Raw genomic sequence first — 17,558 nt, 5'->3', positions numbered from 1 at the left:
AAAATTCATATCCCACTCTGTTTATTTCTAATTTATTTTTAAGAAATGTATTTTTTATTTTATCATGAAGTATTTTATTTTTTATTAATAAATATGAACCACACACTCCAGCTAAATTAAAAGTCTTGTTTGGAGATGAACTAATTATTATATTTTCATAGTCGTTCTCAAAGTTTATTAAAGAAATAAATTTTTTATCATTTAATATCAAGTCGCTATGAACTTCGTCTGATAATAAAAAAACATTATATTTTTTGCATATATATACTAATTTATTTAATTCATCATAATCCCATACTCGTCCAGATGGATTATGTGGATTACACATCAATACACACTTTATGTCGTTCTTAATTATATTGGATTCAAGTTCATCAAAATCAATATAGTATCGGTTTTTTATATTTTTTAACGGTTGTTTAATAAGATTTAGTTCATTGTTTTCCACTATATCTCTAAACGGCCCATACACTGGAGTAAAAATCAAAACACTATCATTTTTATTTAGTAAAGTTTTAGCTACTAAATTCATAGATGCCAAAGTCCCTATTCCAGGTAATATTATATTTTTATCAATCTCTATATCATTTATTTTTTTATACCAATTAACTATAGATTCATTAAATTTTTCTAAAACATCAAAATATCCAAAATCACCTTTTTGTATAAATCCCATAAAATTATTAGTTATTTCAATTGGCAATTTATAGTCCATATCAGCTATAAATAGTGGATAAAATGGAGTTTTAAATCCTGGAAATCTTCTATTTATATAATCCTCATTCCACTTTTTAGATCCATTTTCTTTTCTACATAATATATCTTCAAAATCATACATGGCTATACCTTCTTCTTGTATTTTTCTATAAACCTTTTTATAAGCATATCCATAGCTATATGAAAGTTAAGCCTTGTATCAATGTCCGTGTCAGAATCTTGAGTGCACCCTGTGTAAATTTTATATTTACACATTCTTTCAAAGGTAGAACCTCTTGTTTCCGTTATCAATACAACATCTATTTCTTTCAAATTAGCTTCGACCAAAACTTCAAGTAATTCAGGTGTTTCTCCACTTCTTGAAAGTATTATAACTAAATCTTCTTCTTTTTTTAATATACGGCTTGATAGTCTCATAAATCTTGAATCATCGTGCTGTTCCGCTGGAATGCCTAAAAGCTGTAACTTTATTTGAAAAATTTTTCCTAGATAATTACTCATTCCCATACCGTAAATATTAATTTTTTTGCAGCTATTCATTTTGTCAATTATCTCATCACTTATAGATTCTGATACTAAACTATATGTATCTATCATAAGATTCACAAAATCATTATTCAAAACAGTATTTTCGTTTGAACTTTTTTCATTTCTTTTAAAATAATCATCTTTAAGTTGGATAAAACTATCATATCCTAATTTTTCTGATAGTCTATGGACACTTGTATTACTAACTGAAAATTCATTTGCAATGTTAGCTATAGTAAACTTTTTATAAGTAAATTTACTTTTATTTTCTAATAAATCATGTAATAAGTCTTTTTCTAATTTGCTTAAATTTCTAGCATTTAGTGAAATCTTTTTATTTAAATTCATGTTATAACGCCCACTCATCATCTTCAGAATCTGATTCTGAATTATTTTCTTCAACTTCTAGTTCTTCTTTTCTATATTGATTATCTAATGCTTTTACAAATGGTAAGTATATTAAAGTAGATGCAACTATAGCTATCAATTGAATCAATGCTCCTTGCCATCCACTAACTAATAACCCACTTATTATAGGTGGTGTCGTCCAAGGTGCTATAACTCCATTAAACGGTAGCATGAATTGTAATTTCATAGCTAAGTAAGCTATCAATACTGATACTATAGGTGCTAAAGTAACTGGTACTAACATTAATGGATTTAATATAATCGGAGTACCAAATATAAGTGGCTCATTTATATTAAATAAAGATGGAACTGCCCCTAATTTTGACATCATCTTTAATCTTTGAGATCTTGCAACTATAAGCATAGCAACTACTAACCCTATAGTCATACCTGCTCCACCTATTGTAGCAAATTGGTCTATCATTTGTATTGTTCCTACATTTGCATTTTCAAATGTAAGATGTCCAGCTTTAAATAGTTCTAAATTTTCTATAGCATTAGCATTTAATAAAGGATTAACTATTGAGTTAACTACAGTAGGATGTATTCCAAACCACCATAATAATCCATTTAATCCTGCGACTACAGTTATAGCTTCTACTGATGAAGTTAACCCTTGTAATGGAACTTGTAATACAGTGTATATAAAATCATGCATTGTAGTTCCCATAAATAAGAATATTCCATTTAATATTAGTGAAATTAAAACTACTATAGTCCCTGGTACTAAAGCTGTAAATGACTTGCTTACCATTTCTGGTACATTACTTGGAAGCTTAATCACTATTTTCTTATCAATTGCAAATCTATAAATTTCTGTAGATAATATACTCATTATAATTGCAGTTATAACTCCTCTAGCACCTAACCAAACCATAGGAATAACTTTATTCACAAATTCTCCGGCATCTGTTGTCATAGATTTAGGAGTTACTATCATATAAGCTACTAAAGATATTATCATTACAGATAAACTATCTAACTTATAATCTTCAGCCAGTTTATATGATAACGTCCCAGCTAACATGACTCCCATCAAATCAAATGTAGCTCTATAACCTGGTTCTAAATAAGCCCCCCAGTTTGGGCCAAATATGTTAGCCATAAATTCTGCATATCCACTTACAGGAAAATCCGCTATTAATAAAAATATAGACCCTATTATTGTAAGAGGCATTATAGCAAAGAATCCTGAACGTAATGCTTTTATATAACGTAAATTTGAAAATTTAGCTACTTTTGGTACCATTTTTTCTTCTATGAATTGTGTTACTTTTTCCATGGTTATATCCTCCTGTCGAATTTTGTTAACGTTTTCTTCAAATTTATTTTACTGGAATTTTTTCTAATTGTACATTTCTTTTTTCGGAATATTTTCCATAAATTCAGATATAAAATTATATAAAAAAAGATACTAAATTTCTTTAGTACCTCTTATATGTGCATAGTATTTCTAAATTCTTTTATATTGCTTCTACTAACTGGAATTTCTTTTTTTATATCATTTAACTTCAGTATATATGTACTATTAAACCACGGTATAATTTCTTTTATTTTATTTATATTAACAATATAAGATCTATGCGTTTTAAAAAACTGATTACTCGGTAAACTTTTGAAAAATTCAGAAATAGAGCTTTTAACTATATATTCGTTTTCTTTTGTATAAACTATTGTTTCTCTTTCGTTTGCTTCACAGTAATATATATCATCAAATTTTAAAACTATAATTTTATCATTTTTCCACATCGTTATTGTATCTTGCATATCGCTTTTTCCGTCTAAGTTTTGTTCTCTTTTTAAAACCTTTTCATTTTCTTCACAGTCTTTTAATTTATTCAATGTATTTATTATTCTCTGATCTGAATATGGCTTTAAGACATAGTCAAAAGCTTCTAATTCAAATGCTTCTACTGCATGTTCTTTATAGGCTGTTATAAATACGATTTTAGGCTTATACTTAAATTTATTTATAGTTTTAGCTAGCAATATACCATCTAACATAGGTATATTTATATCTAAAAATATAACATCTATGCTATTTTCTTGTATAAACTTTAAAACAGCTATTCCATTATCAAATTCACTTACAATTTCAATATTACTATGATTTTTAATAAAATATTTAAGTTCTTCTCTTGCTGGAAATTCATCTTCTACTATAATACACTTCATTAGTAAATCCTCCTATATTGAAAATTCTATTTTTGTACCTGGATTTAGTCTTTTTATAATTAAGCCTTTACCATACATAAGTTTCATTCTTAAATGCACATTATAAAGTCCAATTTTATTTTCTGGCATATTTCCATTTTCAACTCTTTTTATTATATCTTTATCTATTGTTACTCCATCATTTTCTACGCTTATATATATTTTATTAGCTTTGTTTTTAACGCTTATTTTAACAGTTCCATGCCCTCCATTAGCTCGTATTCCATGTATAATTGCATTTTCAACTAATGGTTGAATTATTAAACTTGGTATTTTTATATTAACATCTTCATCTATATCATAAATTACATTTAACTTATCTCCAAATCTTGCTTTTTCAATTTCAACATATGCTTTCACTTGCTCTAATTCTTTTTTTATATCTATAGTTGTATCACTAAACTCTAAGTTATATCTTAGAAAAGTAGCTAAATTTATAATTAAATTTCTAGCTATATCTGGATTTATTCGTATAAATGAAGTTATTGTGTTTAATGCATTAAATAAAAAATGTGGATTTATTTGAGTTTGTAATGCCTTTATTTCAGCTTTATTTGCTGCCTCTTTCATTTGCTCAACCTTTGATATTTCCATCAATGTAGATATCATTTGAGATAACCCAATGGCTAATGCTTGTCTAGATTCTGTTATTTCACGTTGCTTTGAATAGTATATTTTTAATGTACCTACAGTCTCGTCATTTTCTTTTAAGGGAATTATCATTGCTGTTTTTAACGGAGTTTTTTTATCAACTAAATATTCTTCTTGTTCTTCTTTTATATATATAATTTCACCTTTAATAATACATTCTTTGGTTATATTGCTTAAAGTCTTATTGTTATTTTTAAAATAGCCTTCTCCTATTCCAACATAAGACAATACAACCTTACTATCTGTAATCGATACAGCATCAGCATCTATATCATTTTTTATTATTTCACAAACTTTATTTAATGAGTTTTTATTCATATTCCTAAAATATGGGAGTGTTTTGTTTGCTATATCAAGTGATAACTTTGCTTGTTGAGCTGCAATTTCTTCTTTTTCTCTTCTTAAACTCTGTAAAATAGATATTAGAAAACCTATTCCAACTTGGCCTATCATCATAGGTATATATATGTGCCTTACAATAGATACAGCTATATCATAAGGTCTTGATAGTATTAAAATAATTTCCATACTCATGCTTTCAACAAACATTCCGCATATTATCCCAACCACCCATTTTTTATCACTATCTACTCTATTGCATAAATATCCTGATAAAATACCTGCCAACACACTAGTTAAAAAGCAAGGTATTGCTGTTATACCATTTATATCAATTAAAAACCTATGAACTCCTGCAATAACACCTGCTGTAACCCCTACTATAGGTCCAAACAACATTCCTCCTGAAACTATCGCAATATTTCGTACATTTGCCATAGAGCCATCCACATCTATTCCAAGGTATGTTCCTACAATAGCAAGAAAACTAAATACACCTGAAATTATAATTAAATTTCTTTTACTATTTTGCTCACTTTTTAATATATTCTTTAAGATTTTAATTTTACTCATTAAAATTAAAATCACTATTAGAAAACTAGTTTTTTCTAGTAAATTAAGTACTATTCCTTCGCCTGCCATAAAAACCTCTCTCTATAAAATTTCATACATATTAATTATATAATAGGAAGTAAAAAGAGTATATATTCACATTTATTAACTTGTGTTTTAAACACATTTTTAATTACAATTTCGTAACCGTAAGTAACAACGGTGTAACTGTTATCTTTATTTTTTCTATGGTAATATTTAAATATAGAAAGACATAAGCAATTATACTTAAATAAATATTATATAAAGAAAAGGGGTTTTACATATGAAAAAATCAATATTAGTTTTATCAATCTTAGTTGGAGGACTATTTTTAGTAAATCCTACTCATGAAATAACTTTTGCTCAAGAAAATAATAATCAAGCAACTGTTCAAAAACAACATACATTAACTCAAGCTGATGCACAACAGCTTTTAATAAATAATAATGACAAAGTAAATTACATATTCCAAGGAACTTCAGATAATTTTAAAGCTTTACAGGATAAAGGTTTAAAAGGATACGTATTCTTACCAGACGTTGACACTGATATGGGATATTTTGTTGACCAAGATACTAGTCATATTTACTATTTCCACCCAAGTGGATATTTAGAGTTAATAAAATAGATACTCAAAAACAGGCTCATTCTATTGAATAGAATGAGCCTGTTTTTTACATTACGTCTTTAATTACTCTGAGTGCATTTTTATAAAAAATCTTTTCTATCTCATCAACTTTAAAACCTTCTTTTTCTAACTGTATTGCAAGCTTGTTCATCTCACTTGAGTTTTTAATCTCAACAGGAGACTCTATTCCATCAAAGTCTGAGCCAAGTGCTATTGCATCTATTCCACCTACATTTCTAATATGTTTTATGTGTCTTACCATATCACTTATCATAGTCATAGGGGTTTCTCCTATAAATGCACTACAGAAGTTTATTCCAGTTACACCTCCAGCATTTGATAATATCTTAATCATTTCATCAGTTAAATTTCTGCTATGCTTAGTCATTTCTCTTGAATTTGAGTGAGTTGCAATAAATGGCTTTTTAGATATCTTTGCTACATCATAAAAACCTGCATCAGATAAGTGTGATACATCTACAATCATACCTAAATCGTTCATATTTTCAACAACTTCAATTCCAAATGGTTTTAGCCCTTTAGTTGCATTTTCTGGCTTTACATGTGGGTAACCAATTTCATTTTCATGGTTCCATGTTAATGTAATCATTCTAACTCCAAGGTCATAGAATTTTTTCAAATTTTCTAAATTGCCTTCTAAAACAGCACCTTCTTCTATTGCTAAAAGTGCACTCATTTTACCTTCTTTTTCATTTTTTATTATCTCTGTACAATTAGTAGCTAAGTCTATAAACTCATTATTTAATTTTATCTCTTCATGGAATTTACTTGCCATATTCATGCAGTGTTTATATGCATTTTTATGTTCATCAATATCAACATATAATGCAAATGTCTGAGCTAAACAGTTACCTTCTTTTAGTTTTTTTATATCTATGCAGTGTTCATTTTGACTTAAATTACTTCCACCTTTTCCTAACATTAATAAATCTATCGTATCGCAATGTAAATCTATAAATTTCACTTAAAATACCCCCAAATATTATTTTATTCATATACTAATATTATAGGTTTAGTTCCTTTAAATATCTATAATAAATATAAATGTCAATGATTGATGTTTTTAATATTATTTTCTTTTAATATTATAGTTGCTATATATAGGAGCTTTAGCTATATTTAAAGTATAAGATAAATAATTTTTTAACAAATTATAATATAAAAATAGGAGGATTTATATGTTATTTGAATGTTTCTATTATCCAATACTAGGCAATAGTGGTAATGTAATAAAATCTTATGAGAAGTTAAATGATTTTAAATTTGGTGATATAGTTCCAACCAAGACTATTTATTATAATTATGGTAATGATTTTATAATATACCAAGGCGAAAGTTTTTTTAAAGTTAAAAATAAAATTTTAGTTGGTCCTATTGATTTTAAAGACATCTCATTTCCTAATACCATAGTTTTTAATAATGGAACTCAGCTTACTGTATCATCAGATAAAGAATTAAAGTCAATTAAATTAATTTCACAAGGAGAATTTAAACCTGAAAAAGAACTTGGAGATTTATTCTTCTTATATAATTATTTTGTAAAAGAAATAAAATTAGCTCAGTATGACGTATTATCCATTCTTACGAATAGTTCTAAAAACTGTTCATTTATTAACAATGAACTCGATATAAATACAGAAAATCTAATAAATAATTTAAATATAATAAAATCTAAAATATGCGATTTATTAAGCTCTAATCATGATATCAAAGACTCTTATCTAAGCTATATGAATTTCAAAGAAAACGAAAATCTATTTAATCTTTCTATATACAAATTTTTCAAAAAAGAATATAAAGAATCTAAAAATTATTTAAAGCAAGCTTCAAATCCTCGTCATAATAATAAAGATCCAAAAATTAAATTAGAAAAAATGTTAGAGTCATGTAAAAATAATTATAGACTAACTTCTTAAGTCTTAATATTATAAAAGCTATGCTAGAACTTATATTCAAATACCTAAGTTCTAGCATAGCTTAATTTTTTAAATACTTTTAGCTTTTTGTATAAGTTTATTGTAAATACTTATCATATGTTCCTCATTTACATTGTCCTCAATTTCATCCATTGGTATCCATCTTACTCCACTATTTTCATCTTTCTTAATAAAAAGCTCTTCATTTTCATCAGCTTCTAAAATATAAGCTACGGATAAATGTAAATGTGCTGATACAAAGCTGCCTCTCTTCATATGAGAATTAACTGTTAAAATTTCTATCGAACAAATTTCATCAGTTATCGGTTTAACACATTTAATTCCAGTTTCTTCTTTAGCTTCTTTTATAGCTACATTTAATAAATCACTATCACCATCTGCATGACCACCTGTCCATCCCCATGAGTTGTATATATTGTGATGTATCATAAGTACTTTATCTCTATTTTTATTAACAATAAATCCTGAACTTGTCATATGACAAATCTTATTCTCTCTAGTTAATATATTGTCGTACTTTTCTATACACTCTAATATTAATTCTCTATCATTTTGTTCTTGCTCATTTATAGGTTTATAGTTTTTTATTTGCTCTATATATTCCATCATATCCTCCCAAGTTTTAATTATATATACTATTATAATATAAATGAAAAAAGCTGTCTCAAATGAAACAGCCTTTTACTTCTAATAATTTATCATTATAATTCCAAATGAAGCAGCTAGTACTAATACATCAGCTATTGCAACTAATGTGTATGCTTTACTTTGTTTTTTCTTCACACTTCTTATACTTCTAGCTATATTCATAATTAGGTACCCCCTCTAATCTATTAATAGTATATATTATGATAATTAACAATTTATGACATTCTAATTCAATATTTATTTTAAATTTAGTAAGATTATCTCTGGAACAACTGCTAAATCCTCAGCATTAAAATAATAGCTTATGTTGGCGTCAAATAATATATTTCCAGATGGCTCTAACTCTTCGTCGCCTTCCCATAATACAAACACCACGTAAGTATCATTTATAAATCTAACTTTATATGAAATATCCCCTATTTCTAATTTTTCAGCCCCTATATTTTCCATATGTAACTTAAACTTTTCAATTTTCTTGCCATAACTATCTGTAAATTTTTTAATAGTTCTTGATTTAAAATTTGGATAATAAACATACCCACCTTCAATTTCTTTGTAAGTTAAATATTTTTTAGTTTCTTTTATTCCCTTTGCATTAGTTAAAAATCTTAATATTAATATATTCGTAGCTGTGTCAGTTATAATTTCATTAGATTCTGTTAAGATTTTTCCTGATGGATATTGTACTTTTAAACATGTATTTAGGAAGTTAATTTTGAAGTATCGTTCATCGTGATTATATATAGAGTTTGACATTTGTAATATTTGGTCAATATTAGATTGTTGAAAGTTTTTTATTGTATGTTTTAAAACAAGTTCGTAATTACCTTCATTTAATTTATTACTCATTACATCACCTATTTAATTTATTTTTTCTTACTTTATATTATATTTCTACAAGTTACTATATATTTCCTTTTTATTGTTAAATAAACTTTATTTCCTAACTATTTTATATATTAATAATTTAAAATCAAAAAAGCTACAGATTATACTGTAGCTTTTTTCTCTATGTTTTATTTCTTTATTTACGTTTTACTTTTTTATTTATCATTTTAAATATTAATTTAACTTCATCTACTCTAAATACAATTATTGAAATTGCATATACTATAGCACCTAGACCTACAGATACAGCTAATTTAATTGCATCTTGTATAAATCCAGCGCTTAAAACTGCATCTATAATATTATAAGTAAATTTAGTTACAAGCGCCATTAAAAGTGCAGCTATTATCGATTTTATAAGAACCGAGATAATTTTCTTGCCACCGAATGCACCTATTTTTCTTCTTAAACTTACAGATAATAAAGCTATAGTTACTAAAGAAGAAATACTTGTAGCAAATGCAAGTCCACCTAATCCCATATTAGTGTATTTTACAAAAGCTAAGTTTAATACAATGTTTAATACCATTGCAATAATACCATTTATCATTGGCGTTTTAGTATCTTGTAATGAATAGAATATTTTTCCTAAAATATCTCTTAGTCCAAATCCTATCATACCAATTGAATAGAATATAAGTGCTATAGCTGTCATTTGTGTAGCTCTAGCATCAAACTCTCCTCTTTGGAATAATAATTTAACTATAGGCTCAGCAAGTATTATAGCTCCTACAGAAATAGGTATTATTATTAATGTAACTACATTTATAGCTGTTACTATTGATTCTTTAAATTTCTTTTTATTGTTCTCTGTAGATAATTTAGAAAGCATTGGGTATATAACCGAAGATATAGAAACTATAAACATACCCATTACAAACTGATTTAATTTTGTTGCATAATTAAGTGCAGAAATACTTCCTTCTACCAATGTAGAAGCTATTGTTCTATCTACTATACTATTAACTTGAGTTACTGCTACACCTATTAAAACAGGTCCTATTAGCCATAACATTCTCTTTAAGTATTCATCTTTTAAATTTATATATGGTCTGTACTTAAATCCTTTTTTACGAGCAAATGGATATTGGAATATAAATTGTAGAGATAATCCAATTAAAGTACCCCAAGGTAGTAAGTTTGGATTAATTGTTACACTTAAAAATATAGAAATTATAATAAGCATATTATATGGTACAGACATAAGCCCCGGTATTACAAAGTTTTCTTTAACTTGTAAAAATGCCATCATTATATAACTCATTCCTAAAAATGACATTCCAAGAATTAGTACTCTTGTAAAATATATAGCTTGAGTTAATGTTTCCCCTTTAAATCCAACCGCAAACAACTTAACAATTGGTTCTGTAAAAACAACTCCTAATAAAGAAGTTATTAAACATAACAAAACAACTATATTAAGTACGTTATTCGAAAATCTAAGGGAAGCTTTTTTTCCTTGTTTAGCCTCTAGGTCACAATATAGAGGTATAAATGCAGTTCCTAAAGATGTTCCTATTGCCGAGAATATAACTGCGGGTATATTCATAGCTACTAAGAATGCATCACTGGTACCTGATGCTCCATACGCCGACGCTAGTGCTAGTTCACGCCCAAATCCTAGTATCTTGGCTATTAATGTTGCAGCCATTAAACCGACAGCTGCTTTTGCTACTTTTGACATAAAACTTCGTCTCCTCTGAATCTTAAGTTTAATTTAATTATTTCCTTAACTAGTCTATTTTATATATTATATATTTATTTTTATATTTTGCAAATTTGTTTTTTCATATAAATGTGTTAAACTTTTTATATGGCATTATAATATGCCAAATTTTGACTTTATTCAAGGAGGTTTCCCATGAATTTTAAAACTACATATCATTGCCTAATTTTAAGACTAGAAAACTGCACTGACGATTTACTTTTCAACATTGCTACAAAAATAAGCAAACATAATTGTGTTGTAAAAACTATAGATGTTGATGAGTATAATAGTGAAAAAACTATATCTTTTACAAATCAAGATAATAAAGATTTAGTTCTTTATAAAACTGACGATGTTATAAAATTATACTTTGATAATACTATGAAAAATATAAGTCCTGTATTTGAAATTTATAATGATATAGTTGAATATATGGATTATATCGATGTTTTATAAATAAACCAAGGAGGAAATAAATTTCCTCCTTAATTTTATTTATTATTAAATTTTATTATTTTCTACCTTCTAAGAACTTAACTAAGTTATTTACTGTTGCCATGTCACTTCTTTCTAAGTCTGTTGGTTGAAGTGTTATTCCTAATCTTTCTTCAATTTCAAGTAAAACTTCTATTATCGCTAATGAATCTAAAAGTTCTGCTTCAAATAAATTTAAATTTAAATCATCTCTTATTTCGTCACATCCTAAAACATCTTCAAAAATTCCTATAACTGTCTCTTGCATTTTATATCCTCCTTAAATTAAGCAAAGTAACCTGAGAAAATTAACAATCCAAAGCATGCTATATGGAATGTTATAACAATTTGTACAATCTCAAACCACTTATCTTTTTTATGTTGTTTGTAAAACTTTGATTTCTTTTGATACATATCTGTAAGTACAAGCACTACCCCTTGGTATATCCCGTACACAATGTAAAACCATGTTAAACCATGCCAAAATCCCATAGTTATCATTGTAACCATTTGTGCAACATGAGATGCTGTAGCTCTTTTCTTAAATCTTTTCTTTCTCATAGATGCAATTACAAATCTTGAGAAAATATAATCCCCAAACCATCTTGAAAGACTTATATGCCATCTTGTCCAGAATTCTTTCATATCCTTACTTAAGAATGGCTTATCGAAGTTATCTGGTGCTTTTATCCCAAATATATAACTTGTTCCTACAGCAAATAAACTATATCCTCCAAAGTCAAAGAATAAATATAAGCTATATGCATACATATAACTCATAGCATTTACAAAGTTTATTTCTGAAGGTATTTTTGACATCCAATATGTGTTTACTAAAAATGCTATTACAAATTTATATCCAACACCCATGAATATCTTTTTAATACCTGGTATTAAATAATCGTCTATATATTCCTCTTTAGGTATCTTCTTTTCTAAGTCTTTTTCAAATCTTCTTGATCTATCGATCGGCCCAGAACTTAATGTTGGGAAAAACAATACAAAATAAAGCATTGTTGAAATTTTAACTTCTTTAATTGCTCCATCATAAATTTCAATTACCATTTGTATAGTTCTAAAGTTCAGGTATGATATACCTATAAACCCTATTGCTCCAAATGATGTAAGTGGTGAAATTTTATTTATTATAATAGGAGACATAGAAGCTAGCAAAAATAGTCTATAAACTAATTTACTATCCGTTTTTTTTCTTACATATTCATATCCTTTAACTACTATTATTTCTAACGCCATAAATGCTATTAAAAATGAAAGTCTAACATTTACACCAACTATTAAAAGTATCATGAATGCAGTCGCTATCATACCATAATACTTTATATTTTTTTCTCTTAACCCTAAAATTACTGCTGGTATTGCTGTTAATAGTAATATATAAAGATAAAAATAATCTCCATATTGTGAAAAAGTCATTAATTTTCCTCCATAAGTTTCTTTCTATCTATTTTCCCGTTAATATTTGTAGGGAACTCATCTATAATTTTTATAGTTCTAGGTATCATATATGAAGGTATATATTTACCTAATTCTTTTTTTATTACCACTCCATTTTTTATATCACTTAATGAATTACTTTCTTTTAATTCTACAATTCCTTTTAAGTAAGCAATTTTTTCATTTTTATAAACTGGTAAAACTATTGCATTTTTAACATTTTCAACTTTTCTTAAGTTACTTTCTATATCTTCAATTTCTATTCTAAATCCATTTAATTTTATTTGGAAATCTCTTCTTCCACAGTAGTAAATATTTCCACCTAATAGGTATCCCATATCCCCTGTTCTGTAAGCTCTATACTTAACTCCACCTATTTCATCATAGAAGAATACTTCATCAGTTTTTTCCTTGTTATTAAAATAACCTTTTGAAACAGAAGGTCCAATTATTGTAATTTCACCTTTTTCGCCTTCTTTAACTTCATTTCCATCTTCATCTAATATTTTTATTTTGCAGTTTTCCATAGGATACCCAACTGGCAAACTTTTTTCATCATTTATAAGTTCTTCTGACATATCATTTACACTAACACCTACTGTTGCTTCTGTTGGTCCATATCCATTTATAACTCTAGTGTTTGGGAATCTCTCTAATAACTCTTTAGTTAAAGGTTTTGGAAGAGCTTCACCTATGAATATCATAGACTCTAATTTTGGTAACATTTCACTATTAAAACTATTTTCTGTTACACAAACACCTGCAAATGATGGAGTAGAAACCCAAATAGCCATATCTGACTTCCCAAATTGATTAAATAGTTCTTTATAATCTGCTAAAACTTTCTTTGATAAAGAAAATAATGTAGCACCATGAACTAGTCCTGGATATATAGATGTTACTGAAAGATCAAATGAATATGCAGCTTGGTTCATTATCACTTTTTCACTTCCATCAATTTTTAAATATGGGCTTATCCAGTCAACAAAGCTATCTAGGTTATTAGAACTTATTTGTACCCCTTTTGGCTTTCCTGTACTTCCTGATGTAAATAAAATGTATGCATTTTCATCATCTTTTACCCAGTTTTCTTTAGATATTGACTTACCTTCATAAGTTTTTATTATCTCATTAAGTTTTTCTTCATTTACAATATTTAAATCTCCAAAGTTAGTTTCTTCACTAAAATTGAAAACTACCTTTGGTTTAACTTCTTTTGTTACTTCAAATACTCTATCTATTGGGAAGCTTATGTCTAACGGTACATAAGCTCTTCCTGATTTTAAAGCCCCTATCATACATACCATTATCTTATTTTCTTTATTTCCATATATAACTATAGGAGTATCTTCATCTCCATAAATGTCTTTTAAGTATAAAGCAATAGCTTCTGAATACTTATCTAAATCTTTGTATGAAAGATTTTCGTCATTGCATTTTAATGCTATTCTATCTGTATCTGAATACTTTTTTATACCTTCAATAATTTTCATGTCTAATCCTCCTCATTAAAACTCATTGTATATGAATGGCAATTCTTTAAATGGAGTAAATGTTAATATTAATATTGCTGCAATTATTATTATCGTAAAACAAATACTCATCATTAAGTACTTATTGCTGGTTAAATTCTTTAAATAACTTTTCACAAACATCTACCCAACCTTTCGTTCCAAGATGCATTACATCACGTAAATAATACTTTTCATTTTCTTTTGATCTTAAATCAATAACATCAAAACCGTGTTGTTTTGCAAGGTTCCCCGCTTTATTGTAAAATTCGTATCTCTCGTCTTTTTGTATACCTGTTACATTGTAAAACTTATCCATAGCAGGTATAAGTACAACTACAGGCTTTATCCCTAAATCGTTGCACACGTCTAGAGTAAGTTGGTAATCATCAAACTCTTTTGAATCTACAAGGTTCACATCCTTATATTTACCTCTTACTTTATCTAAATTCTTTCCAAAATTCTTTTTATAGTATATTTTATCTATAGATAGGTTATTTTTACCTACTCTCTTTTTAGCATCTACTATAGCTTGGTCCATTTCTTTGTCCCAATTAATAGGCTTTCCAGGTGCTAAAGCTTTTTTATCAGGTAAATTTACTAACCTTTCATATAACATACCTTTTTCTTTAAGCTTGACTGTATCTTCTCTAAACTCGAAATAAGGTGCTAATAGCACTTTTTCCACTTTTGATACCAATGTATTAGAACTATATAACTTAGCATATACAGCCTCAGACTTGTATTCTTCTGATCCAATTAATAATTTACTTGCTCTATTTGCAAATCTAACCTTATTTTCTTTAGAAATATCTGGGTTGTTTAAAAATGTGTAAAATTGAGTTGGAGAAAATCTCGTCTGATAGTGATGAGAAGTAACCCCTTCCTTATCCATAAACCACTGCATTGAAACTAATAAAACTACCTTTTTATCCTTTATACTTGGATCAAAACTACCTAAAATAGTAGTATCTTGTAAGTTCTGAGTATATGCTCTCCCGATCGTAATAACTTCATTTTTACTTCTATTAGTATTAAAATAATACGTAGGGTGTTGCTTTGTTGAATGCCCTAACTCTGATGATCCTAGCATCATTATATCTTTTTTTTGTAAAAAATGGTTATTAGCAATAACGCCTTTATCTTTTATATTACTTAAAGAATTGTTCATTATTGGTTTTAAATCTTTTTCTTCAAGCATGTAGTCAATTTTAGAATCAAGGAATTTATTTAGTCCGAATAAAAATATACCGCCCACTACTAATGGTATAATGAAATAAATTAATTTTTTCATACTTACTCTCCTCTAAAATGTTCATAATCTATAAATATATTAGTACTTTGCCTAAATATATTCAATAACAATATTGTAATCAAATGTCACACTTTGTCATTATATTCTTTTTTTTATATAAATTCCAGTTAATTTTTTGTGTCATCTCCCATTTTATACCATTTTTTAACCATTTTCTTATGTTTTTATCCATTTAAGTTGTTTTTTAGGAAACATTTATCATGAAATTCATTTTTAATTTATTTTATAATTCCAGTTTTTCACATATTATATTTCAAGTTTTTTGAAATCAATAAATTTACCTTATCTATGAGCTAGTGAAATTTACTAAATTTAGTCATTAATCGATCTTTAATCTTACAAATAAGTAAAGGATCATTAATTATTAATGATCCTTTACTTATTTGTAATAGCTTCACTATTTTGAGTTATTTTTTCTGTCGTTTTTTTGTCTATTTCTTTCTTTAGTTCTTTCAAGTAAGGTGAAAATTCCACCTTGTCCGAACCATAAGTAAACTGTAAATCATATTCTAACGGAATCCAAGTACTAATATCCGCCTCGTTATGTTGAATCACTGCTTCTAAGTTATCTAACGCTTTATAAAGCTTTGCTTCATCTGTTTTACGTTCATTCATTTCCGCTAAAAGTTCTGTAAATTCCTCTTTATAAGGAGCAGGGAAAGTTCCAATCCATTGTAAAAAGATTTCATCCTCTTTTTTACTATCTTCTTCCTTCTTATCAAAAGCTGGAATATCACCAGTAAAAGCCTCCCCTAAATCATGAATCAAACACATACGAATTACCTTATCCATATCAATATTTGGAAATTCATCTCTCATTAATAATGCCATTAATGCAATACGCCAGCTATGTTCCGCTACACTTTCATGACGTCCACTTGATGTCCATGAATGCCTAGTGTTGCATTTTAATTTTTCTGCTACTGATAATATTTCTAGAAATGTTGATGTGTTCATACGAAGTTCCTCCCCCAAGCTTATATTTATATGCATCTTATATAAAATATATTTACTTCGTATTGTGTAACAATTACGTAATAAATATATTTCATATTATATCATAGTTACGTTTATAGTCTGAGAACTAAACTCCATAATGCTTTCGTTGCTATTTTAAATAAACTTAGCTAGAATTAACTTGCAAAGTATAAGGAGGTGATTTATATTGAAGGATTCAACAAATACTTCTAGTGTATCTAAATATTTATCTTCGATTTTATCAATTGTTGCTTTAATCTTAATTTTAATTGATTTTTTTACTAATCTTACTATTTTAAGTGCTTTAGGCTTCTTTATTATAGGTTTCATTAATTTATATGACGCAATTAATAGTTACAAGCTTGATAGGTCAATAGATTATTTATCTTGGATATTTGCTTTCATTGGCTTTATTATTGCTATATCGGATGTTTTTTCTATGTTTTAAAATTTAGAGTTTATTATAAAAAAGGAGATAACAAAAGTTATCTCCTTTATAATTTAATTTTCAAATAAGGTTCTTTGACACTTCTTCATCCCTAAA

Annotated in this window: 19 protein-coding genes; 4 read left to right on the top strand and 15 right to left on the bottom strand. The window is 27.2% G+C overall.

Translation table 11 applies throughout. The features are described from left to right. The 5 genes from ACRDDE_RS08625 to ACRDDE_RS08605 all read right to left on the bottom strand — a co-directional run. Nucleotides 1–838, bottom strand: an 838-nt coding sequence (locus ACRDDE_RS08625; protein WP_438626869.1) for an aminotransferase class I/II-fold pyridoxal phosphate-dependent enzyme, incomplete at its 3' end; no start/stop codon positions are given. Nucleotides 839–840: 2 nt separating this feature from the next. Next, nucleotides 841–1,593 (bottom strand): MurR/RpiR family transcriptional regulator, encoded by a 753-nt coding sequence (locus ACRDDE_RS08620; protein ID WP_438626868.1) that lies wholly within the window; start codon nucleotides 1,591–1,593, stop codon nucleotides 841–843. Nucleotide 1,594: 1 nt separating this feature from the next. After that, nucleotides 1,595–2,935 (bottom strand): PTS sugar transporter subunit IIC, encoded by a 1,341-nt coding sequence (locus ACRDDE_RS08615; protein WP_438626867.1) that lies wholly within the window; start codon nucleotides 2,933–2,935, stop codon nucleotides 1,595–1,597. 152 nt (nucleotides 2,936–3,087) lie between these two features. Beyond that, nucleotides 3,088–3,828 (bottom strand): LytR/AlgR family response regulator transcription factor, encoded by a 741-nt coding sequence (locus ACRDDE_RS08610; protein WP_438626866.1) that lies wholly within the window; start codon nucleotides 3,826–3,828, stop codon nucleotides 3,088–3,090. Nucleotides 3,829–3,840: 12 nt separating this feature from the next. Then, complete coding sequence (locus ACRDDE_RS08605; protein ID WP_438626865.1) at nucleotides 3,841–5,499, bottom strand: LytS/YhcK type 5TM receptor domain-containing protein; 1,659 nt, start codon at nucleotides 5,497–5,499, stop codon at nucleotides 3,841–3,843. Nucleotides 5,500–5,734: 235 nt separating this feature from the next. On the opposite strand from ACRDDE_RS08605, the gene ACRDDE_RS08600 reads away from it, so the two are divergent. Beyond that, the gene (locus ACRDDE_RS08600; RefSeq protein WP_438626864.1) at nucleotides 5,735–6,079 is read left to right on the top strand and encodes a hypothetical protein; all 345 of its coding nucleotides are present in this window, start codon (nucleotides 5,735–5,737) and stop codon (nucleotides 6,077–6,079) included. 46 nt (nucleotides 6,080–6,125) lie between these two features. Here the strand turns inward: ACRDDE_RS08600 and ACRDDE_RS08595 are convergent, their stop codons facing one another. Next, nucleotides 6,126–7,064 (bottom strand): dipeptidase, encoded by a 939-nt coding sequence (locus tag ACRDDE_RS08595; protein WP_438626863.1) that lies wholly within the window; start codon nucleotides 7,062–7,064, stop codon nucleotides 6,126–6,128. A 214-nt stretch (nucleotides 7,065–7,278) separates the two neighbouring features. Here ACRDDE_RS08595 and ACRDDE_RS08590 point away from each other — a divergent pair, with 214 nt between their 5' ends. Continuing rightward, on the top strand, nucleotides 7,279–8,016 hold the full coding sequence (locus ACRDDE_RS08590; protein ID WP_438626862.1) for a hypothetical protein: 738 nt from the start codon (nucleotides 7,279–7,281) through the stop codon (nucleotides 8,014–8,016). Between the two features lie 69 nt (nucleotides 8,017–8,085). On the opposite strand, the gene ACRDDE_RS08585 is transcribed toward ACRDDE_RS08590, so the two are convergent. The 4 genes from ACRDDE_RS08585 to murJ all read right to left on the bottom strand — a co-directional run bounded on the left by ACRDDE_RS08585 (nucleotide 8,086) and on the right by murJ (nucleotide 11,257). Then, nucleotides 8,086–8,643, bottom strand: coding sequence for an NUDIX hydrolase (locus ACRDDE_RS08585; protein WP_438626861.1), 558 nt, complete (start codon nucleotides 8,641–8,643; stop codon nucleotides 8,086–8,088). 81 nt (nucleotides 8,644–8,724) lie between these two features. Continuing rightward, nucleotides 8,725–8,847 (bottom strand): hypothetical protein, encoded by a 123-nt coding sequence (locus tag ACRDDE_RS08580; RefSeq protein ID WP_264318572.1) that lies wholly within the window; start codon nucleotides 8,845–8,847, stop codon nucleotides 8,725–8,727. 75 nt (nucleotides 8,848–8,922) lie between these two features. After that, a complete protein-coding gene (locus ACRDDE_RS08575) occupies nucleotides 8,923–9,534 on the bottom strand; it encodes a DUF3786 domain-containing protein (protein WP_438626860.1) in 612 nt (203 codons plus the stop codon). Between the two features lie 175 nt (nucleotides 9,535–9,709). Then, nucleotides 9,710–11,257, bottom strand: coding sequence for a murein biosynthesis integral membrane protein MurJ (gene murJ / locus ACRDDE_RS08570; protein ID WP_438626859.1), 1,548 nt, complete (start codon nucleotides 11,255–11,257; stop codon nucleotides 9,710–9,712). Between the two features lie 177 nt (nucleotides 11,258–11,434). On the opposite strand from murJ, the gene ACRDDE_RS08565 reads away from it, so the two are divergent. Continuing rightward, nucleotides 11,435–11,737 (top strand): hypothetical protein, encoded by a 303-nt coding sequence (locus ACRDDE_RS08565; protein ID WP_438626858.1) that lies wholly within the window; start codon nucleotides 11,435–11,437, stop codon nucleotides 11,735–11,737. A 55-nt stretch (nucleotides 11,738–11,792) separates the two neighbouring features. Here ACRDDE_RS08565 and ACRDDE_RS08560 read toward each other — a convergent pair whose 3' ends face one another. The 5 genes from ACRDDE_RS08560 to ACRDDE_RS08540 all read right to left on the bottom strand — a co-directional run bounded on the left by ACRDDE_RS08560 (nucleotide 11,793) and on the right by ACRDDE_RS08540 (nucleotide 16,993). Then, nucleotides 11,793–12,023 carry a phosphopantetheine-binding protein gene (locus tag ACRDDE_RS08560; protein WP_220795665.1) on the bottom strand — a complete coding sequence of 77 codons (231 nt, stop codon included), beginning with the start codon at nucleotides 12,021–12,023 and terminating at the stop codon, nucleotides 11,793–11,795. Between the two features lie 17 nt (nucleotides 12,024–12,040). Further along, a complete protein-coding gene (gene dltB, locus ACRDDE_RS08555) occupies nucleotides 12,041–13,189 on the bottom strand; it encodes a D-alanyl-lipoteichoic acid biosynthesis protein DltB (RefSeq protein ID WP_438626857.1) in 1,149 nt (382 codons plus the stop codon). After that, nucleotides 13,189–14,703 carry a D-alanine--poly(phosphoribitol) ligase gene (locus tag ACRDDE_RS08550; RefSeq protein WP_438626856.1) on the bottom strand — a complete coding sequence of 505 codons (1,515 nt, stop codon included), beginning with the start codon at nucleotides 14,701–14,703 and terminating at the stop codon, nucleotides 13,189–13,191. The genes dltB and ACRDDE_RS08550 overlap by 1 nt, the downstream gene beginning before the upstream one ends. A gap of 121 nt (nucleotides 14,704–14,824) precedes the next feature. Then, complete coding sequence (gene dltD, locus ACRDDE_RS08545; RefSeq protein WP_438626855.1) at nucleotides 14,825–16,015, bottom strand: D-alanyl-lipoteichoic acid biosynthesis protein DltD; 1,191 nt, start codon at nucleotides 16,013–16,015, stop codon at nucleotides 14,825–14,827. 396 nt (nucleotides 16,016–16,411) lie between these two features. After that, nucleotides 16,412–16,993: an HD domain-containing protein gene (locus ACRDDE_RS08540; protein ID WP_438626854.1), complete on the bottom strand. Its 582-nt coding sequence runs from the start codon at nucleotides 16,991–16,993 to the stop codon at nucleotides 16,412–16,414. Between the two features lie 208 nt (nucleotides 16,994–17,201). On the opposite strand from ACRDDE_RS08540, the gene ACRDDE_RS08535 reads away from it, so the two are divergent. Further along, nucleotides 17,202–17,462, top strand: coding sequence for a hypothetical protein (locus ACRDDE_RS08535; RefSeq protein ID WP_438626853.1), 261 nt, complete (start codon nucleotides 17,202–17,204; stop codon nucleotides 17,460–17,462). The last annotated feature ends 96 nt before the right edge of the window (nucleotides 17,463–17,558 follow it).

It is taken from the genome of Paraclostridium sp. (assembly GCF_051656405.1).
Classification (GTDB): Bacteria; Bacillota; Clostridia; order Peptostreptococcales; family Peptostreptococcaceae; genus Paraclostridium.
This window is presented reverse-complemented; position numbering and strand designations above follow the sequence as displayed.